We start from the raw sequence: 22,742 nt of genomic DNA on the forward strand, positions 1-22,742 counted from the left end.
CAAGAATGGAAATTAAAAGTTCTATGTCACTTTTATCACAATTCATGCTTATAAGTAGCCTTCTTCTTCAAGACCAGATACACTAGAATTAGGCTCTTTTTCCTGAACAGTTTATGATTTTCCTATAAACAGCTGCATAAAATAGAGCAAAGAAGGTGAATGAAATGCTGACAAAAGCAGAGGCACTGGCCCATTCCGTCATATACCGCAAGAACAGCAGATTTGATAAAGTCAAAGAGAAATCCGAGGAATTAACACTAATCGGCAAGGGAAGAAGCGCCTATGTGTTTGCCTTAACAGAAGGCGGTCGAAAAATGGCGCTGAAAGTATTTTTTCCGGAATATCAAGCGACAGCAGTCAAAGAAGCAGCGATCTATGAAAAATTAGCCGGGTCCGCATTCTATCCTGACATTTACGAAACTGGCGATTCATTTATTCTCATGGAATATATTAAAGGTGAAACCTTTTATAACTGTCTGAAGAAAGGCATTGCAATCAGTGATGACATGATTCAGCAGGTTGAAGAAGCGCTTTCTGACGCCCGGGCAGCCGGACTGAACCCGTCAGATATTCATTTGCGGAATCTGATATTGACAGAAACCGGGGCGGTGCGGGTGATTGATGTTGCGAGATTTGAGCAGACAAAAACATGCACGCAGTGGGACGACTTAAAATCCGCATATCATGCACTCTACAAAAAACCGATATTCCCCAAAAAGATTCCGGGTTTTTGGCTGGAGACCATCGCATTTTTATATAAGAAAGATTGGTTTCAAAAGCATTTCGCACAGCGGAAAAGAAAATATTCTTAAATCAAAAAGGCAGCCGCACAAGCGGCTGCCTTTATCATGTATTTTTTACTTTCTGACGGCAGAAATCAGTTTCATTTGTTCAGGCGACAGCTTAATTCGATAGCCTCTCACAGTTAAGTAGACCGCTTCTGGGTCCTTCTCGCCGGAATGACAATACGTTTTTTCCATTTCTGTCTCCCCTCACCCTTTATTGGCTTTATTTCATCTTATCATTGCTTTATTAAGGTAATTTTAAAGAAATGTAAAGATCATATGAATCCGATATATAGTAAAATGAGAGAAAAAAGGGAGAGAGTCACATTAAGACACGCAGCAACATCCCGTTTATTATGTTTGCCCTGCTGGTCTTCTTCGGCGGCGCCATCTATTGGATGTTATTTTCACTAAAAAACGTTCCGAAAGGCAATCTCGTCCAATCGGTTGAATCGCCGGACGGCAGCTATACGTTAAACACTTATGTATCCGAAAACACCTTGAGCTTAGATGCAGCCAGAGGTGAACTTGTAAATGAAAAAACACTTGTCAAGAGAACAATCTACTGGAATTACCCGGACAGCCGCCCAGCAGTGACGTGGGTCAATCACAATACAGTGAAAATCGGCAATCAGACTTTACATCTTGATACTGATGAAACGTATGATTGGCGAAAAGATGATCATTGGATCCGTGAAGAACCGCCGCAGGCGTCAGTGAGGTGATGAAACATGAATAAGATGAACGGAACAAATGATGAAAAGCATTTCAATCATTTTGTGATTGCTTTATCCTTTATATACGGTTTGACTGAACTAGGCTATTTGTTGCTGAAGGATTTTATAACAATTGCCATAAGTTTGCCTCTGTAGAAAAACGCAGCGTAGTCGATACGCCGCGTTTTTTCTTTTTCCCTTCCTCTTCTTATTGATAATTACAGGTCATATAATGTGACAAATCGATTGTAGAAATAGTTCGATTAGACCAAAATCCTTTTTATACATGTATTCGAATTTGAAGTGAGGGGGAATCTTGATGGCAGATTTTGTTGCTAGTTTGAATGCGGTCTTATGGAGTACGCCCGTCATTTATATTTTATTGGGAATTGGATTCGCCTTTTCAATTATGACCCGTTTTTTACAAGTCCGACATTTAAAAGAAATGATTGTTCAGATGTTCAAAGGCAAGAGCTCTGAAGCCGGCGTTTCATCTTTCCAAGCGTTATCGATTGCGCTGTCCGGCCGTGTGGGCACAGGAAACATCGCGGGAGTGGCGACAGCAATTGCATTCGGCGGACCCGGTGCGGTGTTCTGGATGTGGGCGATTGCCTTTATCGGGGCGGCGAGTGCCTTTGTAGAATCAACACTTGCTCAAATTTACAAAGTAAAACAAGACGGTCAATATCGGGGCGGCCCTGCTTATTATATAGAAAAAGGCTTAGGCATTAAGTGGTTTGCCGTCTTATTTGCCGCTGCTGCCCTTATTGCAATGGCCTTTCTAATGCCAGGCGTACAGTCCAACTCCATTGCGGCTGGGATCCAAAATGCATTCGGCATCTCTCCTTTCGTCACAGGGTGCGGTCTGGTTTTATTATTAGGGTTTATTATTTTTGGCGGCGTCAAACGAATTGCCAGTGCGGCGCAAATGATTGTTCCATTTATGGCCATTGGATATATCCTGCTGTCTTTGATTATTATTGTCATGAATGTGTCTGAATTACCTGCTGTGCTCATTAATATTCAAAAGCGCCTTTGCATTGGATTCCGCTTTTGGCGGCTTGATCGGCATGGCGATTTCCTGGGGCGTTAAACGTGGCATTTACTCAAACGAAGCCGGCCAGGGAACAGGCCCGCATCCGGCAGCTGCTGCAGAAGTTTCTCATCCGGTCAAGCAGGGACTGGTTCAGGCATTTTCTGTTTATATTGACACCTTGTTTGTATGTTCCGCTACAGCTTTCATGATCTTGTTTACCGGCATGTACAATACCCAGGCTGCAGATGGTTCCTTTATCGTTCACCAGCTTAAAGGCGTAGAAGCAGGACCTGGTTTCACACAAGCGGCAATTGACAGTGTTCTTCCCGGATTCGGTGCAGGCTTTGTTGCCATCGCTTTATTCTTCTTCGCTTTTACAACAATTATGGCGTATTACTACATCGCAGAAACAAATATCGCCTATTTAGCACGAGGCAGAGAAAGCAAATGGGCGATGCTTGGCTTAAAACTGATTATTTTAGCCGCCACATTCTATGGTACTGTGAAAACAGCTTCGCTTGCTTGGGCATTAGGGGATGCAGGGCTTGGCATTATGGTATGGCTGAACGTCATTGCCATTGTGCTGCTGGCCAAACCGGCGCTTCTTGCTTTAAAGGATTATGAGCGCCAAAAAAAGCAGGGCTTAGACCCGGTCTTTGATCCAAAAGCGCTGGGTATCAAAAACGCTGATTTCTGGGAGAAAGAATACACTCATGAAAGTGAACGTGTCTCCTGAACATACTAAAACCGGCCCGATATGACCTCGTGCCGGTTTTTTATGAACGATAGTTTATATACACTTCTTGAACATCATCGTCATCTTCAAGGACGTCTATTAATGTTTCCAGCTTCTCAACAGCCTGATCATCGGCATCTGCATAGGTATTGGGAAGCATGGTCACCTCCGCCGAAGAAATTGGATATTTCGATTCGAGGGCTGTTTTCACCTCTTCAAAATGCTCAGGCTCTGTGAAAACCTCATATAGGTCTTCTTTAATTCGCAGCTCTTCTCCTCCTGCTTCAAGCACATCAAGCATGAGCTCATCTTCTTCTATTTGCCGTTCAGTGCGGTCTATCGTAATGAACCCCTTCCGTTCAAATAAAAAGGCTACACATCCGCTTTCTCCCAGACTTCCGCCATTTTTATTAAAGGCTGTCCGCACATTTGACGCCGTTCGGTTTTTATTATCTGTTACGCATTCAACCATCACGGCAATCCCTGAAGGGCCGTAGCCTTCATAGGTGATTTCTTCATAACTGCTTCCATCTTGGCCTCCCGCAGCTTTTTTAATGGCCCGATCTATATTTTCATTCGGCATATTGGCGCCTTTTGCTTTTTCGATAACAAGACGCAATGCTGAATTTGCTTCTGGATCCGCTCCGCCTTCTTTCACTGCCACATAGATTTCTTTTGCCAGCTTCATAAATATTTTGCCGCGCTTTGCATCCTGTGCATTTTTTCTTTTTTGAATGTTTTTCCACTTGGAATGGCCTGCCATGTTTTCACCTTCTTTTACATTTTCTATGTACACTTTAATGGGAATTGTTCGCTGATGCAAAGAAAAAGGCTGCCGAATATCACTTCCGGCAGCCCTTCCTTCCTAGCGGTTGTTCATTTTATGAAGTTTTCTGAACAGCCCTTTATCTGTTGATACTTGAACGTCACGGCCATTTGCATAGTTGCGCGCTGCTTTTACGACATTATCTCTGTCAGACTTTGTGAACTCTCTGTGGCTTTTGACTGCGATAACTACTCGGTCATCCGATACCATAACTTGTGTGTCATTGATGTTTTTCACTTGTTTCACACGGTTGGCAATTTTTGCAGCCAGTCTTCTGTTTTCTTGGTTGTCATACCCGTTGTTCGCTGCATTCCGATTCATGTTTCGGTTATTCGTGTTGTTATATGTTCCGTCAGTTGCCAAAGGAACACGATCGTCAGCAGTAACACGGTCACGGTTATTTACATTCGTGGTGTTTCGGTTACCGTCGTTCTGATCCTCCATTAATTCAGAAACAGGACCATCGTGGTCGATTCCGTCTCCCTGTCTATCGGCGTCATTTTCATTTGTATAATATCCGATTGGACGGGTATTGCCGTTATTGCGCGTATCATTCATAGCATTATCGTTTGCTCCGCATGCTGTTAAGCCGGCTGTCATTAGAATCAAGCTAGCGATCGTCATTTTTTTACCCAATGGAAAAACCCCCCGTGGACGAATTGAGCATGTTTGCTCGCTTTTATCATGTGCGTATGGGGGGCATGTTAAGCGTGTCAGTTCTCTCCATTTGGCAGTGATCTGCTTGAAAACAAAAAAAGGAACGATTTACATCGTTCCGAACGATCACTCATTTTCTTCTTCCGGCCGGCCAAACATTTGGTTTACAGAAGGCTGATTCGTCATTGGCATAGAAACTCCTGCCGAATATGGGTTTGGATTTGGGTTAGCTGTGCCATATGGCATATTAGGGCTTCCATAAGCCCCCATTCCCGAATGGCCAGGCGCAGAGAAATATGGCTGATGATCACCGTCACAGCCGCAGTCGTCATGATCTTTGTATGGCATGTAACCATGAGCCGCAGCAGGCTGGTATGCTCCCATTACTTGGGGAGTGCCGTAATAAGGGCCATACGGCATATGTCCATACGGAGATCCATAAGCCGGAGATGCGTATTGCGGCGCACCGTATGAACCGTAATGTCCGTGATGGGTGTTTTCATGATGCTGGTTTTCATAACCCGGGTCATACTGAGGCGATACAAAGCCTGGCTGGTATCCATGCATCGGATGCATTGGAAAAGCCTGTGCCGGATAGTACGGATAGCATAATCCTGATCCTGGAAGAATTGGCGAAACAGGCACCGGACACGGTACGAAATGAGCCGGATAATGATAATAAGGCTGAACAGCCGGCATCGGCATATTCGGAACTGTGTGATGAACGTTTTCCTCTTCTACACCGCCTACCTCTGGCGCCTTTGGCATATTAGGCATATTCGGATAATTAGCATTTTCCATATTACTCATAGCCTCCTGTTGTGGAAATTGGTCTTGCATATGATACATATGATCCATATTTCCGTCATGATGTTTTTTTGGCTCCTCCGGTTTAGGAGGCGACCAAGGCTGGAAAAGCTGTTTCATATCATAATAATCGTTCACATCAGCTTCAGGGTACACATTTTCCTGCAAATTAGGCATCGGCGGGACATACGGCATGGACTTCTTTTCTTTCGGCTTTGTGTCTTCTACATCGACAACGGATTTAGGCTTCTCTTTCGCATATGGATGTTCTTGCTTCACACTCCCGGCCGCAGGACTTTTGCCCGCTTTTGGCTCTTTTCTGACCGGGACTCCTTCTGACGGCACTTTTATTTTCATTCCAGGCATGATTAAGTCTGGATTGCTAAGCTGTGTATTGAGTTTTTTCACTTCCTCAACATCGACTCCGTACTTTTCAGCTATTTTCCAGAGCGAATCGCCTTTTTGAACGATATGGATTTTCAACGTTTTCCCCTCCTATGCAAAACGTGAACAGTTCAGCTGTGATTACAATATGTTTCTTCACAACATATGCCTGAACAAAAGAAGTTATGAGTAAAGGAAGGGAAAATATTTCTGATCTACGTGATCGAAAGCATTCGATTCAGGGCAAGGAGTGCATCTTCCTGAATGGCTTTTGGCACCTTGATGACGCCTGAAGGTTCTCCTTTTTCAATTTGTTCCAGCGACCACAACAAATGCGGCAAATCAATTCGGTTCATTGTCAGGCAAGGGCACATGTCAGGGTTGAGTGATTCGATTTGTTTATCTGGATGCTCGTGAATGATCCGCTGAACAAGATTCATTTCTGTCCCGATTGCCCACTTGCTTCCCGCCGGAGCCTGGTTGATTGTGTCGATAATATATTTCGTTGATCCGTTATCATCGCTTAGTGTCACGACTTCGTGTGAACATTCCGGGTGCACAATGATCTGAATGTCGGGGTCTCGCTCTCTCATATCATGGATATTTTTAGTGGTGAATTTCTCGTGAACAGAGCAATGCCCTTTCCACAAAATCACTTTCACATTCGTATGCCCGGATTCAGCTACTAATTCATCTTTCATCGGATCCCACACAGCCATATCTTCAAGCGCAATGCCCAGATCATAAGCCGTATTTCTCCCTAAATGCTGATCAGGCAAAAATAAAATTCTTTTTTTCTGTGTAAACGCCCATTCAAGCACTTTTTTCGCATTCGAAGAAGTCACAGTTGCTCCGCCATGCTTTCCGACGAATGCCTTGATCTCCGCAGTGGAGTTCACATAAGTTAAAGGTATGATCGTATCTCCAAATATATGCTGAAGCTTCTTCCATGCCCTATTGGTCTGCTGCATGTCAGCCATGTCAGCCATAGAACATCCAGCTCTCATATCTGGAAGGACGACCGTTTGCCGCTCGCTTGTCAGCATATCGGCGGTTTCTGCCATAAAGTGAACGCCGCAAAATACGATATAATCCGCTTCTTTGTTTTTTTCCGCTACTTGGGCCAATTGCAGGGAGTCGCCTGTTTGGTCAGCAAATTGTATCACTTCATCCTTTTGATAATGATGGCCTGGTATAAAGAGCCTGCTGCCGAACTTTTTTTTAATGGCGGCAACGCGCGTTTCCATATCCTTTCTCGATAGTTCTTTATAACTTTCGGGCATCATATCATTCGATTGTTTGATCACATCAAGAATTGACATAACGGCATTCCTCCACAGATTCATTTGATAACCTAACATCCATGCTGATATCTAAACTTTTGACGGAATGAGTCAGAAATCCTAATGAAATATAATTCACACCCGTCCCTTTAAAAGCAGGCAAAGATTCTAACGTAATCCCGCCGGAGGCTTCAGTTTTTATATGATCCGGTGTGAGCTTTGCAAAATGACGGACCGTATCAGGCGGACAGTTGTCAAACATAATAACACCCGCTCCAGCTGCAATTGCTTCCCGCAGCTGTTCCTCCGTTTCAATTTCCACCTCGATATTTACCATGTGCCCCGCGGCCTGACGGGCTTTTTTGCACGCCTCTAAAATAGAGCCGCATGCTGCGATATGATTATCTTTAATCATGATGCCGTCATACAAACCGAATCGATGATTATACCCGCCCCCGGCTCTGACAGCATATTTCTCCAGCATTCTGAGCCCCGGTGTTGTTTTTCTCGTGTCACAAATTTTAATCTGTTCATCATCCAGACACCGAACAGCCTCTCTTGTCATTGTCGCAATTCCTGACAGCCTCTGAATAAGATTTAATACGACCCGCTCTCCTGAAAGGAGCGCAGCTGCGGGACCGTGTAACTCGGCAATCACTTCACCTTTATGCAACATGTCCCCATCTTTTTTGTGTAAAATGATTTGAACATTTTCGTCCAATAACGAAAAGCCTTCTTTTATGATCGCTGCTCCTGCAAAAATACCCTCTGACTTTGCAACAATCTCCGCTTCACAGCTCTGTTCTCCAAAAATAGACTGCGATGTAAGATCCCCTGTCCCAATATCCTCAAGAAAAAAGTGATTCAGTAATTTTTTCAGCTGTAAATGATTCATTGTTCCAAATCCCCTCGTTTTTTCTGATCTTCGTTCCTTTTTTTGTATGGACAATTTGTCTTCCTTGCCAGCTCACCTCAGCATGAGGAAAATCGGTGCGGAAGTGAGCCCCTCTGCTTTCCTCCCGCAAAAGCGCAGAAAACGTCATCAGCTTTGCAGTTTGCCATAGATGAGAAAGTTCCATCTGCCGAATTGTGATATCCTTCACATTTACTTCCTGAAAAGGCAGCGTATGAAGCCAGATGCTAAGCTCAATCAAACTGCTTTGTTCCCGCAAAATAGACATGTGGCTTGTCATTTTGCTTTGCAGTTCATACACCTCTATATCCGGCACCTCGTAGACGACACTGGTTTCTAGCCCTGATTGATATTGCCTGTTATAAACCGGTTTTTGGATAATATGCTCTGCTGCCCTTTTTCCAAATACCAGCGCTTCCAATAAAGAATTGCTTGCAAGCCGGTTTGCTCCATGTAAACCGGAGCATGCTGTCTCGCCAATCGCATAAAGTCCCGGCACTGTCGTTTCTCCCCAGCGATTAACTGAAACACCTCCCATTAAGAAATGCATTCCCGGAGCAACAGGAATTTTTCCGCTTTGGATATCAACCCCTGCTTTTTCACAAATAGCGGTGATGGTAGGGAAACGCGTTTCAAAATCAGAAATCGCACTGAAGTCTATATAAACGCGATTTCCTTTTGCCATTTCTTCGTGAATAACCCGTGAGACAATATCTCTTGGAGCCAGGTCACCTAAAGGATGCCGTTCAGCCATAATCCTGCGGCCGTTTTCGTCTACTAAACATCCGCCTTCCCCTCTGACAGCTTCTGAAACAAGCCCGTAGGAAACACCATTTTTCACAAGCAGTGTCGGGTGAAATTGAGTAAACTCCAAATCCGTTAATTCCGCCCCGGCCCGGTAAGCCAGAGAAAGACCGTCACCTGTGACAGTAGGATCATTCGTATGGTGAAGAAACAGGTTTCCACAGCCGCCGGCAGCCAGCACAACTTCGTCTGCGTGCCTTACCTTGAGCCGCCCTTTGCTGTCTTTTGTCATGACGCCGATACATCGTCCGTCCTCTATAAGCAAATCTGCTGCCATTTCATTCTCGATTAACTTGATTTTGCTGTTGATCCGTTTGAGCAAATAATCGATAAGCAGCCTGCCTGTTGCGTCTCCGCCTGCATGAAATATGCGGTAGTATGAGTGGGCCCCTTCTCTTCCAAGACAAACACCGCCTCGTTCATTGCGGTCGAATGGAAATCCACGCTCCAATAGGCTTTGAACCATCATTTTTCCATCATGTAAAATGTCTGCTGCAATAGCTAGATTATTATGGCCGCACCCTGCGTATAACGTATCCTCCAGATGGGCTTCAATCGAGTCATCTTTTGCATAGGCCGCAGCAATCCCACCTTGTGCATAGACAGAATTGCTGTTTTTGACGCTTTTTTTTGTGATAACAGTCACTTCGTATGAGGACGGGAAAGCTGCAGCTAAGGAAAGTGCCGCCGCCCCTGAACCGATGACTGCAATCGTCTTTTTAGACATATGCCATCCTCCTGTTGTTTACACCTGTCTTGACACCTATATTTACACAAGGATAAAATAAACTCAAGAGTTTTTTATGGAGAACGGATGGAGGAAGACCGGATGATTTATTTAGATTATGCAGCGACAACGCCTATTTGTGAGGAAGCCCTTACTGTATATCAGAAGCTTAGTATGGATATGTACGGAAATGCCAGCAGCCTGCATGATGCAGGAGGAAAAGCAAAGCACATACTGGAGTACTGCCGTGAAAAAATCGCCAACATCATTGGCGGAGAAGCAAGCGGCATCTATTTTACAAGCGGCGGCACTGAATCCAATTTTCTGGCCATTCAATCATTGCTAAACGGCCTGCCAAAAACGAAAAGACATTTTATTACGACTGCCATGGAGCATCAGTCCATTCATAATTGCGCTGCTTTTTTGGAACAGCAGGGATATGATGTAACAGTCATTGAACCGAATGAATACGGGCTTATTACCGAGGAAATATTACTAGCCCATATCCGGCCGGAAACAGGCCTTGTATCTATTCAGCATGCAAATTCTGAAACCGGGATCATTCAGCCCATTCACCGCCTGTCTTCATACCTGCACAATAAGGGCATTCTTCTTCATTGCGACGCTGTTCAAACGTTTGGAAAGATCCTGATCAATACAAAAAATCTGGGAGTAGATGCACTCTCAATGTCCAGCCATAAAATCTACGGTCCTAAAGGAGTAGGGGCGGTCTATATCCGTCCGGATGTCCCTTGGAAACCCGTTTATCCTCTGACTACTCACGAATACGGATTCAGAGCCGGCACCGTAAATGTTCCCGGGATCGGTGCCTTCACCGCCGCTGCAGAATTGATCGTAAGCGAAATGGAAAAACAGATATCCCGCAATGAGGCATTAAGAACATACTTTCTAGACCAAATCCGTATTCGGTCTCTCCCTGTAACCCTTGCGGCAGACACTTCGCAAGCAGAATGTCTTCCGCATATTATAGGGTGTTTTTTTCACTCATTTGAAGGACAATATGTTATGTTAGAATGTAATCGGAGTAATATTTGCATTTCAACCGGCAGCGCTTGTTCTGCAGGTTACCACGGTCCGTCTGAAACAATGAAAGCATTAAGAAAAACCGAACAAGAAGCTCTGCAATTTATCCGCATCTCTTTTGGCAGGCATACAACAGCTGAACAGCTGGAACAGTTATTACATACGTTTACAGTGCTTTGGGAACAAAAGAAAGGAGAATTTGATATTGACCGAAGAATTAAAGCTAATGGGCGCCAACAGGCGTGACCAGCTTCTTCTGTGGCTGAAGGAATCTAAATCACCGCTGACAGGAGGAGAACTCGCAAAAAAAGCGAACGTCTCAAGACAGGTTATTGTACAGGATATATCGCTCTTGAAAGCGAAAAATGTACCGATTATCGCCACAAGCCAAGGATATGTATACATGGATGCAGCCGCTCAGCAGCACCAGCAGGCAGAAAGAATCATAGCATGTCTGCACGGTCCTGAACGGACAGAAGAGGAACTGCAGCTCATCGTCGACGAAGGCGTTACAGTAAAAGACGTAAAAATCGAGCATCCCGTATACGGAGATTTAACTGCAGCCATCCAAGTAGGCACCCGGAAGGAAGTTAGCCATTTCATTAAAAAAATCAATTCTACGAATGCTGCCTACTTATCACAGCTGACCGACGGCGTGCACCTGCATACACTGACAGCACCTGATGAACATCGCATCGATCAAGCTTGCCAAGCCCTCGAAGAAGCCGGCATTTTAATTAAAGACTAAAAAAAGCCCTCTAGAGGGCTTTTTTATAATTGGTAAGACTGGTATGCACCCAGGAGCTTCACTTTGCAGCCGAGCGCTTCAAGCTCCTGCATGGCCCCTGGAATCAATACATCATCAAACGCTTTTTCAATATCAATAATAAAGAAATAATGGCCTAATCCGGTTTTAGTCGGACGTGACTCAATTTTTGACAAGTTTAAATTTCTCCAAGAAAATGCAGACAGCACTCTATGCAGCGCCCCGGACTGATCATCCTGCGGCAGCATGACCATTAAGGTCGTTTTGGGCCTAGAACTCAATTTTGAATTCACTTCAAAAGATATGTTTTCATCAGGAGACAGGATAACAAATCTTGTATGATTGTCCCTATAATCCTGTATATCCCGTTTCACGATTTTTAATTCGTATGTAGAAGCTGCCATATCATTGGCAATGACCCCGATATTCAGCTCGGGATGGTCACTGACAAACTTTGCTGCCGCCCCGGTAGAATTGGCGTATTCATATGGAACGGAAGGAAAATGTCGATGAAGAAATTTATGGCATTGCGCAATCGCGTGTGAATGTGAGTAAATTTTGTCGAGCTCTTTCCATGCATTCTCTCTAGAGGGATGGACGAGCAAGTGCTGATGAATCGGCAACGTCATTTCACCCACGATTGGCAAGGGCTGTTCATGTATTAAATAGTCTATTGTTAGATTAACAGATCCTTCTAATGCATTTTCCAAAGGAACAAAAGCAAAATCAACTTCGCCTGCAACGGCTGCATCTATACACTCCGGAATGGTGCGGTAAGCAACATGTTCGGCGCCGTTTTGAAAACAAGAACTGACTGCTAGATGTGTAAATGTAGCTGCTGGACCTAAATAACCGACTTTCATGACGATTTTCTCTCCCTTATGCACCTGAACCTAATATTTCAACCTTTTCTACAAAATCAAACTTCCTGAGCTTATTCATTAATGTATGAATGTCTTCTTCCATTGCCGACGTACTGATAGACAGTGTCACATTTGCTCTGCCTTGAAGCGGAATGGTCTGGTGAATGGAAAGAACGTTGCTTCCAGAATCAGCTACCGCCTGAAGAAGCTGAGATAACGCACCTGACCTATCCTCCAAATGAAAGAAAAGTGTGATAATTTGTTCTTTTACCATGGTGTAGAATGGAAAAACAGCATCCCTGTATTTATAAAACGCACTTCTGCTTAAATCGACCTTTTGAACGGCATCTGCTACTGAATCTGCTTTTTTTCGATCAAGCAGCTTTTTGACTTCTAATGTTTTTCTCATTGCATCGGGCAATACATCTTCACGGACAAGATAAAATGTCTCCTCTTTCATTTGCATCCCCCCTTTAAAATAGAGAGCCTGGCACCAGGCTCTCTTTTCAGCCAACATTCATTAATCAATAAATTCAAATTCAAATTCCAGAAGCCTGATTATATCTCCATCCTTGGCTCCGCGTTCTCTGAGTGCTTCATCAACACCCATTCCGCGCATCTGTCTTGCAAACCGTTTAACCGATTCATCACGTGAGAAATCAGTCATCTTGAATAACCGCTCAAGGCTGTCTCCTGAAAGCACAAATACACCGTCTGGATCGCGTGTAATGTTAAATGGCACTTCTTCATTTTCCATCGTGTACATGACACGGTTTTGTGTAAGCTCTTCCTCGTCATACAGCGGGAATTCCGGTGTGTTCTCAAGCTGATTGGCAACCTCAAACAGAAGCTCACGCAGACCTTCTCTTGTCACCGCACTGATCGGGAATACCGGATAATCATCCGTCAGCTTTTCTTTAAAGGCTTCGAGATTTTCCGCAGCCTCCGGCATGTCCATTTTATTTGCAACGATAATTTGCGGACGCTCAGTGAGACGCAGATTGTACTCGCTCAGCTCCTGGTTAATCGTAAGATAATCATCATATGGATCACGGCCTTCTAAGCCTGACATGTCAATGACATGAACAATAACCCTCGTCCGTTCAATATGGCGCAAAAACTGGTGGCCCAGTCCGACGCCTTGGTGTGCGCCTTCAATCAGCCCCGGCAAATCAGCCATGACAAAGCTGCGTCCGTCATCCGTTTCAACCATGCCGAGATTCGGGACAAGCGTTGTAAAGTGATAGTCCGCAATTTTCGGTTTTGCAGATGAGACAACAGACAGCAAAGTAGATTTTCCCACACTCGGGAACCCGACAAGTCCGACATCTGCAAGCACTTTTAATTCAAGAACAATGTAGCGTTCTTTTCCCGGCTCGCCGTTTTCTGAAAGCTGAGGCGCGGGATTAGCCGGTGTAGCAAAGCGGCTATTTCCTCTTCCGCCTCTTCCGCCTCTTGCAATGACAGCCCGCTGTCCGTGCTCTGTTAAATCAGCAATGACCTGTTTTGTATCATCGTCTGTCACAACGGTGCCCGGCGGAACTTTAATGACCATATCATCAGCATTTCGCCCGTGCTGGTTTTTGGACATGCCATGCTCGCCGCGAATCGCTTTAAAGTGTTTTTTGTATCTAAAATCCATCAGGGTGCGGAGACCTTCATCTACTTCAAAAACGACGTCTCCTCCCTTTCCTCCGTCACCGCCGGCAGGGCCGCCTTTCGGCACATATTTTTCACGGCGAAACGCAACCATACCGTTGCCGCCGTCGCCGCCTTTTACATATACTTTGACCTGATCTACAAACATAATGTCCTCCGTTCTAAACCGTTAAAAACTCCGCTAGTCCAACCCAATTTCAATCAGACATTCGTGACTCGTGATTTCAAAACGCATGATATCAACGTCCTCATATCCATTCTGCCGAATATCATCAAAAGCAGATGGATCGGCAAAGGCGCCGTGAAAATCAAGGTACAGAATCAGCTGTCTGTCAGGATGATCCGTTTGAAGCGAAACCGTTAAATGATTTTCACTCTCTCTGCTGACTGCTTGATCAAACAGATGAAACAGCTTTCTCATCAGTTTCGCCAGCTTTTGATCATAAGCCGACAAATCCTTAATTTCTCCGAGAACTTCATATTCAAGCGTCATATAATGGGTTTTCCAATTAAACGTAAGAAAATCAAACGCCAAATGCGGTGTTTTCAGGTTTGAGAGCTTTGATTCGTGCTTTGCGTCTATAACCATTTCTTCAATCATTTCAAAGACACGGTCATACTTCTGTAAGCTTAAGTTTCCTTTAATCAGCTGCAGCTTATTCATCCAATCATGCCGGGAATGGCCAAGCAGATGAATCAGTTCGTTTGTTAATGCCGTGTCGCTTATATTTTCTTCTTGATTTTTTGAAACATCCTTCATTTTCGCACTCCCAATCATTTAATTTCTTATTTAGGAGTCTGTATAAGTGTGTATTATGAATTATAACAGAGAAGGCTTTGTTAGAAAAACAATTGTTTTTCCCAGAAATATCATGTTCCTTTTTTCTGGCTTTGGTTGATTTGCAGCCAGGCAGAACATTTTATGTATTACTGCTTGGGGAACATATCCAGTGGGTTTGAGATGTTTATTCTCATTCTTGGCGGGGTCTGCTCGCACATACTCTGCATTTCATTCTAGGTGTTTACTCCGCATATTGCAAAAAAAACTCCAGTCATCATCGACCGGAGTTTTTTGAATCATTATTGAGCTACAGGATATACGCTCACTTTTTTGCGGTCACGGCCGAAACGTTCGAATTTAACAGTTCCGTCGATTTTCGCAAATAGAGTGTCATCTCCGCCGCGGCCCACGTTTTCACCTGGGTAAATTTTTGTTCCGCGTTGACGGTAAAGGATAGAACCGCCTGTTACGAATTGACCGTCAGCACGTTTAGCACCTAAACGTTTAGCCTCAGAGTCACGTCCGTTCTTTGTAGAACCTACTCCTTTTTTAGAAGCGAAAAACTGAAGATCTAATCTAAGCATGTAGCTCACCTCCTATATTATGTTTGTGGTCACACGCAAGTTGTCTTTGTAATCCCGTTCGATTGTCTCCAGCGAAACAATCATGCCTTCAATCAGCAGCTGAGCTTTTTGGCGTGCCTCTGGATCAAGAGATTCAGGGAATTCAAAATAAAAATAACCCCCGTCCTCCCCTATATCAAGAAGCGGCTCGAAGCCCGCGAGCACAATGACCGCGTTAACGGCCCCAAACACAACGGCTGTCACTCCGGCACAAACAAGATCTTGTCCATGTTCAGCAAAATTCGCATGGCCCGTCATTTCAAAAGACAATATGCCTTTATCATGAGACCTTCTGATTGTTGCCTGAATCATGCTTACGCGTTGATTTTTTCGATCGTCACTTTAGTGTAAGGCTGACGATGACCTTGTTTTTTATGAACGTTTTTCTTTGGTTTGTATCTGAAAACAGTGATTTTTTTCGCGCGGCCTTGTTTTTCAACTTTAGCCGTTACTGTTGCGCCTTCAACTGTAGGGTTGCCGACTTTCACGTTGTCTCCGCCAACAAACAAAACGTCTTCAAAAGTAACTGTTTCACCTGCTTCAGCAGCAAGTTTTTCGATGTAAACAGTTTGGCCTTCTTCAACTTTGATTTGTTTACCGCCTGTTTTAATGATTGCGTACATTCTCTGCACCTCCTATTAGACTAAGACTCGCCAGATACCAGGGGGCTGTAAAAGCTCTTAACACCTGTACTGAGCGGTTGTAGCAATGGTGCTACATCCATAACATTAAAAAATATACCAAAATACAAGGCGTTTGTCAATCAGTTTTAGTAGGGCAGAAGCAGTTCCTCCATGGAAGAATTCGTCCGCTTATCGGCAAAGTAAGCGTGCAGCACTTCATTCTCGTCAAGCTGGCTGAGCTTTTGGCCTGATTTTTCTATAATAATCGGATGCTTACAGCCACGTTTGAACTCGGCCATCACATGATAGACTTTATCCTCCGCCTTTACTGTCAGCGGCAGAAGTTTCTCAAGCTCCCTGTTTTTTCCGTAATACCTTTCGAGGAGAAATCTCACATGGATATAGTGCCTTTGCCGATATTCCTCAAACAAGGAAACAGCCAGAAAGACAAACAAAACCCATGCGCTGATTTGCAGAGGAATCACGAATAAAACCCAGCACCCGAGCAGCAGGCAGAAGCAGAGCGACGTTTTTAGATTAAGCCGGTGAGCCTTTTGAAAAGGCAGCTGTTTGGAAAACAACAAAAATAACAGTTTTCCTCCATCCAGCGGCCAGATCGGCAGTAGATTGACAAATAAGATAGAAAGATTATAAAAGGTGAAGAGTTCAAAGGTATGTTGATGAATCACTGAGACTTCTGCAAGCATCCAGGCGGCAAACTGAAGCCAGATGTGCTGAAGAGGGCCGGCAATAATGACCGCAAACTCTTCCTTTAACGGCCGATTCCCGTGCTCTTCCACTTCGACCGTTCCCCCAAACGGCAGCAAAAAAACACGCTTGATTCTCCAAGAAAAAAACACAGCCAGAGCAGCATGCCCCAGCTCATGAATCAATACAATCAGGAGCAGACATAATAATGCTTTCATATGGCCTGTGAGCAAGCCCAGCGCCGCAATAATCCAAAGAAAAGGATGCACATGGATCTTTAAGATAAGGTCGAGCCATTTATTCAAATGAAATCACCTGAATCGGATCAATAAATTTATCGCCGTCTTTCATGGCAAAATAATAGACCCCTTTATTATGATCATCAAGCTTAATCGAACCGAGCTTTTTGCCTTTATCCACAAAATCATATAAAGCAACATCCACATCTTTGAGCTCGCCATAGATACTATAGGTGTTGTCAGCATGCTGCACCTTAACCGTCAGTCCCGTTTGGCTGTCTTTGCTGACTTCAACCACATAGCCTTCTTTTACGCTATCAATCTTATCACTGCTTGTTTCGACTTTAATTCCTTCCCCATTGTCCTGAAAATCCTGCTGTACTTTCCCGGATGCAGGCGCGATCAGATCTTTGCCTACTTCAATCTGCTGTTCCTTATTTTTGTGTTCAGGAGCCAGGAAAGCAAGCGGATTTCCGAATTTGGTTTCGAACCAATGGCTTGCTGAAGCAAATTGAAATTCAGTTTCAAAGGTTTTGGCTACGGCGGGTTTAATCTGACTGACGGGTCCAATGTTTGTTTTATAGGCTATAGCTGAAACGAGAACAAGGCAGGCCGACAGAAGACATTTCAGGATAATTGAATCTGTTTTCACCAATGGGTGTTTTCCGTTGAATGTTGGCATGTTATCTTCGTAGACCGGAAGTGTTCCATGCTTTTCCTGATCCGTTACCATCACCCAGGACGGGGGTTTCTGCTTTTCAGAAACTGTCTGAGTAGAGAAACGTTTTGAGCCGGAAAGCTGCTTTCTTCTTTTCTCTAATCGTTTTCTGATTTCATCTGCTCTGTGACTCATTGCCATCATCCTTTGCATTCGTTGGGTTTGTACATCATATGTCTTGTCCATGGCAAATATTCGGTTTAGTCAAGAACAAAGCAGGCAAAAACAAAAAAAACCTGACACAGCATATGCTTTGTCAGATTCTTCTCTTTGATTCTATCACATTAAGATCTTACTCCGAAAAATGACTTAATCTTAGCCATCATTCCTTTGTTTTGCTCTTCAAGCACCTGTAAAGGAACAGATTCACCTAAGATGCGGCGGGCAATATTGCGATATGCAATGGAAGCGCGGTTTTTAGGGTCCATCGCAATCGGTTCGCCATGATTGGAAGCTTTAATGACTTCATCATCATCAGCCACGATTCCGAGCAAATCGATCGACAGATGCTGTACGATTTCGTCGATATCCATCGTGTCACCGTTTTTCATCAGGTGATTTCTGATTCTGTTAACAACGAGCCGCGGCGGTTCAATATTTTCCTCTTGCTCCAGCAGTCCTATAATACGGTCAGCATCACGAACAGCTGAGATTTCAGGCGTAGTGACCACAATCGCTTTATCAGCTCCGGAAACGGCATTTTTGTACCCTTGCTCGATTCCGGCAGGACAGTCTATGATGACATAGTCAAATTCCTGTTTGAGCTCTTGGACCATGTTTTTAATTTGTTCAGGAGCAACAGCTGTCTTATCGCTCGTTTGAGCAGCGGGCATTAAATAGAGCAGATCATCGAAACGTTTGTCTTTTACGAGCGCCTGATGCATTTTGCATCTGCCCTCTACAACGTCTACCAGATCGTAAATAATTCTATTTTCAAGACCCATTACAACATCAAGGTTGCGCAGTCCTATATCAGTATCTACTAAGCATACGCGCTTCCCTAAAATGGCTAAGGCGGTACCGAGGTTCGCAGATGTTGTTGTCTTACCTACTCCGCCTTTTCCCGAAGTTATTACGATAGCCTCACCCAATTCACATTCCTCCCTCAAGCCTTGTTAGATCAGGTCTTAAATGAGCCAAATGTTGAAGGCGTTCAATGACCATATTTCCGTCTGTATCTAAATAAGCACATTCCATTTCGTTCCCTTTTTGAATGTGGTCTGGGGAGCGATTTAACACATGATTGATTCTTAATTGTGTCGGAAGCATTTCAGAGGCGGCGATGACCGCTTGATTATTTCCATTAAATCCAGCATGCGCGATTCCCTTCAGTGAGCCCAGAACAAAAATGTTCCCTCCGGCCTTGACTGTTCCGCCGGGATTCACGTCACCGATCAGGAGCAAGTCGCCTTTTACCTGCAGCACTTGGCCTGAACGGACAATTTTTGAAACAGAAATAATTTCGGCTTCCTCTCTTATCTGCTGTGCTTCTTTTTTAGTAATGACTTCACTGTCAATAGAATGAACAAACAAATCTTTCTTTGACGCAATCAATTCGGTTAGCTGTTCCTCTTGCTCCTTATATAAAAAGCGATTTCCCAGCTTAACATGAACGCTGATTTTCTGGCCTTTTCCATCGGTATATTGTTCAATTGACAGCATATTCTGAAGACCATCGAGAAGCTCATCAAAAGAACACGCATCATCCAGATGCAATGTTAGTCCATTCTTTGTTCCTTTTATTGTTACATATTGCTGCTTTTTGGTCTTCACAATATTCACCTCAACAACATACTCATTTCGTCAAAAAAAGATAAAATCCTTTTTACTCATCTCTCAATTCTTTCTTTAGACTCATAAAAAACAATCTAAATGGCAGAACAAGAATAAGAGCTGCTGCAATATTTAATAAAATTGTCGGTATAAACCGGTCAAGCACAAATCCGTTAAACGTCATAATGTCTTTATGAATCAAAGACTGAATGCCGAATACGTAAAATTCGAGCAGACAGACAGCCAGAACTGCTATCAATATCACTACAAATGCGTTTGTATGCAACACTTTAAACGCTTTTGAAGCCAAATAGCATAGCCCTGCAAAACCAAACATGTAAACGCCTAATAGACTTGTATAGTTCATGTCATATAGAAAACCAAAAATAAATCCGTAAATCATCGCGTGTTTTTGGTTGATAAAAGCCGACATGAATATCAATACAAGCATCAAAAAACGCGGGGCGAGCACTTGGTCATCTGTAACGAAAGGAAAATGCACCAAATCTGTAAAAATGCTTTCCGCAGAAAAAACAAGCATCATAACGAAAGGGAGAAGGAAACGTTTCACGATCCTTCCTCCTCTGTATCGACAGTCGGCACGTCACGGTTAACAACGATCACATTATTTAAATCTGTAAGGTCAGCCGCAGGTTTTACATAAGCAACCTTCGTTAATCCATAGGAATCTGACTCGATATCAGTCACTTCACCGATTGTCAGCCCTTCTGGGAAAACACCGCCTGTCCCTGATGTTTCAATAAGATCGCCTTTTTTCACGTCTTGTTTATCCTTACGCTCAATAATTGCCATCTTAAGACGTTTTTTCTCTTTGTCATATCCTTCGATCAAGCCGTAGCCTTTGCTGCCTTTTTTTCCGGAAATTTTTGTCGCGACTCTGTTATTGCGGTCAGTATCGCTTAAAAGCTGAACAGTAGACGTAAAATTGTTAAGTCCGGAGCTTTTGATCTTGCCGATTAATGCGCCTTTTTCGTTTGTAACGGCCATATCTTTCGCTACGTTTTGCTGAGTCCCCTTGTTAATGGTGACCTGTTTCGCCCAATTATCAGGGCTTCTGGCGATGACCGTTGCTAAAATCGGCTTGTAATCTTTAATCGATTTGACATGGCCAAGCTCGTCACGCAAGGATTTGTTTTCTTCTTCAAGCTCTTGAAGCTTGGCTTCATATTGTGTCTGTCCGTCAAGTTTTTCTCTTAGACGCTCGTTTTCTTTGTATGTGTTTTTTAAATCATTGATGTTTTCAAATATTCCTGCAAAAAATTCGGCAGGCGTATGAAAAATATTTTGAAATACTCCCGTCGTATCGCCGATCACTTTCTCAGGCCAGGTGGTATTGCGGCCGCCCTTCAGCGAAAATCCAATCATAGCCACCAATATGATAATACACAGAAGTAATAGCATTAACCGCTTATTCGGCATCGTGTTACACCTCTTCTATTGAACTCCCGATTATCTAGTTTTCCCTTTGAAAAGATGGATGTGCTCCAGTGCTTTCCCTGTTCCGATCGCTACACAATCAAGCGGGTCTTCGGCGATAAGGACCGGCATTTTTGTTTCTTCGCTGATGACTTTGTCCAAATTGCGCAAAAGCGCTCCGCCGCCGGTTAACACTATACCTCTGTCCATGATATCTGCTGCAAGCTCAGGCGGTGTTTTTTCGAGTGTGCTCTTCACTGCTTCAACAATTGTAGATACAGTATCGCGTAGAGCGTTAGAAATCTCTTTCCCTGTAATTTCAATTGTTTTCGGCAGACCTGTCAGCAAATCGCGTCCGCGGATTTCCATGTTGTCGGATTCTTCAGGAGCTTCTGCAGATCCGATTTCCATTTTAATCGCTTCAGCGGTACGGTCACCGATCATCAGGTTGTACGTTTTTCTGATGTAGTTGATAATTGCGTCGTCCATCTCATCACCGGCTACACGGATTGACTGAGACGTTACGATGCCTCCGAGGGAAATAATCGCAACTTCTGTCGTACCGCCCCCGATATCAACAACCATGCTTCCAGTCGGCTCCCAAACTGGCAGATTGGCTCCGATTGCTGCGGCAAAAGGCTCTTCAATCGGATACGCGTCACGTGCTCCCGCCTGTCTTGTCGCATCGATAACAGCGCGTTCTTCAACAGCTGTAATGCCTGATGGGACACATACCATTACATATGGTTTTCTGGCAAACATGCCTTTATTTTTTATGGCTTGATTGATGTAATATTTCATCATCGTCGCCGTTGTTTCATAATCAGCGATAACGCCGTCTTTCATCGGGCGAAGAGCCACCACGTTGCCCGGTGTCCGTCCAATCATATTTTTCGCATCATTTCCAACAGCGACAATCGATTTCGTATCCGTCTGCAAAGCGACAACTGACGGCTCTCTCACAACAATTCCTTTTCCTTTTACAAAAACAAGCGTATTAGCAGTTCCAAGATCTATACCAAGGTCTCTAGCACCAATTCCAAACATATGTATGTATCTTCCTTTCTTAAAGCAAAAATACCCTAAAGGGAAAAACTCATAAACTCTATTATAGCTTAATTCGACGAAAAAAAAAGTGTTACAAATATCCTTTTTCCTTTAAACTCACAAATTTTTTATCCCCGATCACCAAATGGTCTAGCAGCTCGATGCCAATCAGGTTTCCGCATTCAAACAGCCGTCTTGTCACTTCAATATCTTCCCTGCTCGGCGTCGGATCTCCAGAAGGGTGATTATGAACACAGATAAAGGAAGCGGCAGATCGTTTAAACGCTTCTTTAAACACCTCTCGCGGGTGGACAATAGATGAATTCAGGCTTCCGATAAATACGGTGCGTTTATGGATGACTTGATTTTTTGTATTTAAGTATAAACAGACAAAATGCTCCTGGGTTAAAAAGCGCATATCCTCCATGACAAGATTAGCGCCGTCTTCCGGGGAGCGAATAACGAAATGTTCTTCGTTGGCTAATTTATGAATCCGGCTTCCAAGCTCAACTGCAGCCAGTATTTGAATCGCTTTTACCATACCGATTCCCGGGATGCTTGACAGCTCTTCAACCGATGCTTCCTTGAGCAGACGCAGCCCGTCAAATGAGCGCAGCAGCCGGTTTGACAGGTCCAAAACAGATTCGTGTTTAGTCCCTGTCCGCAATAATATAGCCAAAAGTTCATGATTCGCTAAGTTCTCGGCTCCGACTTTCAGGAGCCGTTCTCTTGGCTTTTCTTTGATTGGGAAATCTTTGAGTTTTAATGGCAGATCGTGTATGACCAA

The 22,742-nt window shown here is 43.9% G+C and carries 28 protein-coding genes, 1 pseudogene and 1 other annotated feature; of the genes and pseudogenes, 7 read left to right on the plus strand and 22 right to left on the minus strand.

Going from position 1 to position 22,742, the window contains the following annotated elements; all coding sequences use genetic code 11:
• Positions 1–164: 164 nt before the first annotated feature.
• Positions 165–812, plus strand: a complete 648-nt coding sequence (locus NST79_RS14385) for a phosphotransferase (protein WP_021480227.1) — start codon at positions 165–167, stop codon at positions 810–812.
• Positions 813–857: 45 nt separating this feature from the next.
• Here NST79_RS14385 and NST79_RS14390 read toward each other — a convergent pair whose 3' ends face one another.
• Positions 858–980 carry a hypothetical protein gene (locus NST79_RS14390; RefSeq protein WP_003229707.1) on the minus strand — a complete coding sequence of 41 codons (123 nt, stop codon included), beginning with the start codon at positions 978–980 and terminating at the stop codon, positions 858–860.
• A 203-nt stretch (positions 981–1,183) separates the two neighbouring features.
• On the opposite strand from NST79_RS14390, the gene NST79_RS14395 reads away from it, so the two are divergent.
• The 3 genes and pseudogenes from NST79_RS14395 to NST79_RS14405 all read left to right on the plus strand — a co-directional run bounded on the left by NST79_RS14395 (position 1,184) and on the right by NST79_RS14405 (position 3,273).
• Positions 1,184–1,510 carry a DUF5412 family protein gene (locus NST79_RS14395; RefSeq protein ID WP_179191255.1) on the plus strand — a complete coding sequence of 109 codons (327 nt, stop codon included), beginning with the start codon at positions 1,184–1,186 and terminating at the stop codon, positions 1,508–1,510.
• A gap of 6 nt (positions 1,511–1,516) precedes the next feature.
• Complete coding sequence (locus NST79_RS14400) at positions 1,517–1,657, plus strand: hypothetical protein (protein ID WP_004398683.1); 141 nt, start codon at positions 1,517–1,519, stop codon at positions 1,655–1,657.
• A 163-nt stretch (positions 1,658–1,820) separates the two neighbouring features.
• Positions 1,821–3,273, plus strand: a pseudogene (locus tag NST79_RS14405) (alanine/glycine:cation symporter family protein).
• 40 nt (positions 3,274–3,313) lie between these two features.
• Here the strand turns inward: NST79_RS14405 and NST79_RS14410 are convergent.
• From NST79_RS14410 to nadB, 6 genes are all read right to left on the minus strand, one after another.
• Positions 3,314–4,036, minus strand: a complete 723-nt coding sequence (locus NST79_RS14410) for a YebC/PmpR family DNA-binding transcriptional regulator (protein WP_212058959.1) — start codon at positions 4,034–4,036, stop codon at positions 3,314–3,316.
• Between the two features lie 102 nt (positions 4,037–4,138).
• Positions 4,139–4,735: a spore germination protein SgpA gene (sgpA, locus tag NST79_RS14415; protein ID WP_015714450.1), complete on the minus strand. Its 597-nt coding sequence runs from the start codon at positions 4,733–4,735 to the stop codon at positions 4,139–4,141.
• Positions 4,736–4,882: 147 nt separating this feature from the next.
• Positions 4,883–6,046 carry a spore coat assembly protein SafA gene (gene safA / locus NST79_RS14420; protein ID WP_015251553.1) on the minus strand — a complete coding sequence of 388 codons (1,164 nt, stop codon included), beginning with the start codon at positions 6,044–6,046 and terminating at the stop codon, positions 4,883–4,885.
• 116 nt (positions 6,047–6,162) lie between these two features.
• A complete protein-coding gene (gene nadA / locus NST79_RS14425) occupies positions 6,163–7,269 on the minus strand; it encodes a quinolinate synthase NadA (RefSeq protein WP_101502146.1) in 1,107 nt (368 codons plus the stop codon).
• Positions 7,256–8,125 carry a carboxylating nicotinate-nucleotide diphosphorylase gene (nadC, locus tag NST79_RS14430; RefSeq protein ID WP_038829631.1) on the minus strand — a complete coding sequence of 290 codons (870 nt, stop codon included), beginning with the start codon at positions 8,123–8,125 and terminating at the stop codon, positions 7,256–7,258. The genes nadA and nadC overlap by 14 nt, the downstream gene beginning before the upstream one ends.
• Positions 8,079–9,674: an L-aspartate oxidase gene (nadB, locus tag NST79_RS14435; RefSeq protein ID WP_038829630.1), complete on the minus strand. Its 1,596-nt coding sequence runs from the start codon at positions 9,672–9,674 to the stop codon at positions 8,079–8,081. The genes nadC and nadB overlap by 47 nt, the downstream gene beginning before the upstream one ends.
• 102 nt (positions 9,675–9,776) lie before the next feature.
• On the opposite strand from nadB, the gene nifS reads away from it, so the two are divergent.
• On the plus strand, positions 9,777–10,964 hold the full coding sequence (gene nifS / locus NST79_RS14440) for an IscS subfamily cysteine desulfurase (RefSeq protein ID WP_212058947.1): 1,188 nt from the start codon (positions 9,777–9,779) through the stop codon (positions 10,962–10,964).
• Positions 10,924–11,466, plus strand: coding sequence for a transcription repressor NadR (locus tag NST79_RS14445; protein ID WP_004398582.1), 543 nt, complete (start codon positions 10,924–10,926; stop codon positions 11,464–11,466). Before nifS ends, NST79_RS14445 begins: the two co-directional genes overlap by 41 nt.
• A gap of 23 nt (positions 11,467–11,489) precedes the next feature.
• Here the strand turns inward: NST79_RS14445 and pheA are convergent, their stop codons facing one another.
• The 4 genes from pheA to spo0B are packed head-to-tail and all read right to left on the minus strand — an operon-like array spanning position 11,490 to position 14,766.
• Positions 11,490–12,347 carry a prephenate dehydratase gene (gene pheA, locus NST79_RS14450; protein WP_014477545.1) on the minus strand — a complete coding sequence of 286 codons (858 nt, stop codon included), beginning with the start codon at positions 12,345–12,347 and terminating at the stop codon, positions 11,490–11,492.
• Between the two features lie 16 nt (positions 12,348–12,363).
• Positions 12,364–12,807 carry a transcriptional regulator ThrR gene (thrR, locus tag NST79_RS14455; protein ID WP_003222630.1) on the minus strand — a complete coding sequence of 148 codons (444 nt, stop codon included), beginning with the start codon at positions 12,805–12,807 and terminating at the stop codon, positions 12,364–12,366.
• A gap of 60 nt (positions 12,808–12,867) precedes the next feature.
• A complete protein-coding gene (obgE, locus tag NST79_RS14460; RefSeq protein WP_003246161.1) occupies positions 12,868–14,154 on the minus strand; it encodes a GTPase ObgE in 1,287 nt (428 codons plus the stop codon).
• 33 nt (positions 14,155–14,187) lie between these two features.
• Positions 14,188–14,766: a sporulation initiation phosphotransferase Sop0B gene (gene spo0B, locus NST79_RS14465; RefSeq protein WP_004399131.1), complete on the minus strand. Its 579-nt coding sequence runs from the start codon at positions 14,764–14,766 to the stop codon at positions 14,188–14,190.
• A gap of 77 nt (positions 14,767–14,843) precedes the next feature.
• On the opposite strand from spo0B, the gene NST79_RS14470 reads away from it, so the two are divergent.
• Positions 14,844–14,966 (plus strand): hypothetical protein, encoded by a 123-nt coding sequence (locus tag NST79_RS14470; RefSeq protein ID WP_003229671.1) that lies wholly within the window; start codon positions 14,844–14,846, stop codon positions 14,964–14,966.
• A gap of 120 nt (positions 14,967–15,086) precedes the next feature.
• Here the strand turns inward: NST79_RS14470 and rpmA are convergent, their stop codons facing one another.
• The 11 genes from rpmA to radC all read right to left on the minus strand — a co-directional run bounded on the left by rpmA (position 15,087) and on the right by radC (position 22,742).
• The gene (rpmA, locus tag NST79_RS14475; protein ID WP_003222623.1) at positions 15,087–15,371 is read right to left on the minus strand and encodes a 50S ribosomal protein L27; all 285 of its coding nucleotides are present in this window, start codon (positions 15,369–15,371) and stop codon (positions 15,087–15,089) included.
• Between the two features lie 12 nt (positions 15,372–15,383).
• The gene (locus tag NST79_RS14480) at positions 15,384–15,722 is read right to left on the minus strand and encodes a ribosomal-processing cysteine protease Prp (protein WP_003229669.1); all 339 of its coding nucleotides are present in this window, start codon (positions 15,720–15,722) and stop codon (positions 15,384–15,386) included.
• A gap of 2 nt (positions 15,723–15,724) precedes the next feature.
• Positions 15,725–16,033 carry a 50S ribosomal protein L21 gene (gene rplU, locus NST79_RS14485; RefSeq protein WP_003229668.1) on the minus strand — a complete coding sequence of 103 codons (309 nt, stop codon included), beginning with the start codon at positions 16,031–16,033 and terminating at the stop codon, positions 15,725–15,727.
• A gap of 13 nt (positions 16,034–16,046) precedes the next feature.
• Positions 16,047–16,122, minus strand: a sequence feature (ribosomal protein L21 leader region).
• A gap of 57 nt (positions 16,123–16,179) precedes the next feature.
• Entirely contained in the window at positions 16,180–17,046 is an 867-nt protein-coding gene (gene spoIVFB / locus NST79_RS14490; RefSeq protein ID WP_004398649.1) for a stage IV sporulation intramembrane metalloprotease SpoIVFB, read from the minus strand.
• Positions 17,039–17,833, minus strand: coding sequence for a stage IV sporulation protein SpoIVFA (gene spoIVFA, locus NST79_RS14495; RefSeq protein ID WP_004398684.1), 795 nt, complete (start codon positions 17,831–17,833; stop codon positions 17,039–17,041). Before spoIVFA ends, spoIVFB begins: the two co-directional genes overlap by 8 nt.
• 149 nt (positions 17,834–17,982) lie before the next feature.
• The gene (gene minD, locus NST79_RS14500; RefSeq protein WP_004398624.1) at positions 17,983–18,789 is read right to left on the minus strand and encodes a septum site-determining protein MinD; all 807 of its coding nucleotides are present in this window, start codon (positions 18,787–18,789) and stop codon (positions 17,983–17,985) included.
• A gap of 1 nt (position 18,790) precedes the next feature.
• Entirely contained in the window at positions 18,791–19,471 is a 681-nt protein-coding gene (gene minC, locus NST79_RS14505; protein ID WP_029318187.1) for a septum site-determining protein MinC, read from the minus strand.
• 52 nt (positions 19,472–19,523) lie between these two features.
• Positions 19,524–20,042: a rod shape-determining protein MreD gene (gene mreD / locus NST79_RS14510; protein ID WP_004398811.1), complete on the minus strand. Its 519-nt coding sequence runs from the start codon at positions 20,040–20,042 to the stop codon at positions 19,524–19,526.
• Positions 20,039–20,911 (minus strand): rod shape-determining protein MreC, encoded by an 873-nt coding sequence (gene mreC / locus NST79_RS14515; protein WP_212058949.1) that lies wholly within the window; start codon positions 20,909–20,911, stop codon positions 20,039–20,041. Before mreC ends, mreD begins: the two co-directional genes overlap by 4 nt.
• 30 nt (positions 20,912–20,941) lie before the next feature.
• Complete coding sequence (gene mreB / locus NST79_RS14520; protein WP_003229650.1) at positions 20,942–21,955, minus strand: cell shape-determining protein MreB; 1,014 nt, start codon at positions 21,953–21,955, stop codon at positions 20,942–20,944.
• A gap of 91 nt (positions 21,956–22,046) precedes the next feature.
• Positions 22,047–22,742 carry a DNA repair protein RadC gene (radC, locus tag NST79_RS14525; RefSeq protein ID WP_014480455.1) on the minus strand — a complete coding sequence of 232 codons (696 nt, stop codon included), beginning with the start codon at positions 22,740–22,742 and terminating at the stop codon, positions 22,047–22,049.

The organism is Bacillus sp. PS196 (assembly GCF_037963555.1).
Lineage (GTDB): Bacteria > Bacillota > Bacilli > Bacillales > Bacillaceae > Bacillus > Bacillus subtilis.

What these genes read in the sequence shown, in the direction of transcription:
- NST79_RS14385 (WP_021480227.1), top strand. Translation starts at nt 165, where the DNA reads ATGCTGACAAAAGCAGAGGCACTGGCCCATTCCGTCATATACCGCAAG.
- NST79_RS14390 (WP_003229707.1), bottom strand. Translation starts at nt 980, where the DNA reads ATGGAAAAAACGTATTGTCATTCCGGCGAGAAGGACCCAGAAGCGGTC.
- NST79_RS14395 (WP_179191255.1), top strand. Translation starts at nt 1,184, where the DNA reads ATGTTATTTTCACTAAAAAACGTTCCGAAAGGCAATCTCGTCCAATCG.
- NST79_RS14400 (WP_004398683.1), top strand. Translation starts at nt 1,517, where the DNA reads ATGAATAAGATGAACGGAACAAATGATGAAAAGCATTTCAATCATTTT.
- NST79_RS14410 (WP_212058959.1), bottom strand. Translation starts at nt 4,036, where the DNA reads ATGGCAGGCCATTCCAAGTGGAAAAACATTCAAAAAAGAAAAAATGCA.
- nadA (WP_101502146.1), bottom strand. Translation starts at nt 7,269, where the DNA reads ATGTCAATTCTTGATGTGATCAAACAATCGAATGATATGATGCCCGAA.
- nadC (WP_038829631.1), bottom strand. Translation starts at nt 8,125, where the DNA reads ATGAATCATTTACAGCTGAAAAAATTACTGAATCACTTTTTTCTTGAG.
- nadB (WP_038829630.1), bottom strand. Translation starts at nt 9,674, where the DNA reads ATGTCTAAAAAGACGATTGCAGTCATCGGTTCAGGGGCGGCGGCACTT.
- nifS (WP_212058947.1), top strand. Translation starts at nt 9,777, where the DNA reads ATGATTTATTTAGATTATGCAGCGACAACGCCTATTTGTGAGGAAGCC.
- pheA (WP_014477545.1), bottom strand. Translation starts at nt 12,347, where the DNA reads ATGAAAGTCGGTTATTTAGGTCCAGCAGCTACATTTACACATCTAGCA.
- thrR (WP_003222630.1), bottom strand. Translation starts at nt 12,807, where the DNA reads ATGAAAGAGGAGACATTTTATCTTGTCCGTGAAGATGTATTGCCCGAT.
- obgE (WP_003246161.1), bottom strand. Translation starts at nt 14,154, where the DNA reads ATGTTTGTAGATCAGGTCAAAGTATATGTAAAAGGCGGCGACGGCGGC.
- spo0B (WP_004399131.1), bottom strand. Translation starts at nt 14,766, where the DNA reads ATGAAGGATGTTTCAAAAAATCAAGAAGAAAATATAAGCGACACGGCA.
- rpmA (WP_003222623.1), bottom strand. Translation starts at nt 15,371, where the DNA reads ATGCTTAGATTAGATCTTCAGTTTTTCGCTTCTAAAAAAGGAGTAGGT.
- NST79_RS14480 (WP_003229669.1), bottom strand. Translation starts at nt 15,722, where the DNA reads ATGATTCAGGCAACAATCAGAAGGTCTCATGATAAAGGCATATTGTCT.
- rplU (WP_003229668.1), bottom strand. Translation starts at nt 16,033, where the DNA reads ATGTACGCAATCATTAAAACAGGCGGTAAACAAATCAAAGTTGAAGAA.
- spoIVFA (WP_004398684.1), bottom strand. Translation starts at nt 17,833, where the DNA reads ATGAGTCACAGAGCAGATGAAATCAGAAAACGATTAGAGAAAAGAAGA.
- mreC (WP_212058949.1), bottom strand. Translation starts at nt 20,911, where the DNA reads ATGCCGAATAAGCGGTTAATGCTATTACTTCTGTGTATTATCATATTG.
- mreB (WP_003229650.1), bottom strand. Translation starts at nt 21,955, where the DNA reads ATGTTTGGAATTGGTGCTAGAGACCTTGGTATAGATCTTGGAACTGCT.